At 36.8% G+C, this 247-nt stretch carries 1 pseudogene; it reads left to right on the forward strand.

What is annotated here, in order from left to right:
• Nucleotides 1–27 precede the first annotated feature (27 nt).
• Nucleotides 28–247, forward strand: a pseudogene (locus AOA60_RS33460) (DNA alkylation repair protein); the annotation flags it as partial.

Genomic DNA, 247 nt, shown 5'->3' on the forward strand with positions numbered 1-247 from the left:
CATCTCTCTTTGTCAAAGGATACACTTATGCTTGGAGACTGTCTTGAGTTTTCATTTCAATTAAAAAATGATTCCGGTTCTCCGCAGAAATTACGCGTTGAATACGGCATTGATTATATGAAAGCAAACGGTAAGCAATCCAGAAAAGTATTTTTACTATCATCAAAAATCTATCCGATTGGTAGTTTCAAGTTAACAAAGCAGCACGTGTTTAAGGATCTAACAACACGCAAGCACTATGCAGGAC

Source organism: Pseudomonas sp. 2822-17 (genome assembly GCF_002742485.1).
GTDB lineage: Bacteria > Pseudomonadota > Gammaproteobacteria > Pseudomonadales > Pseudomonadaceae > Aquipseudomonas > Aquipseudomonas cyclaminis.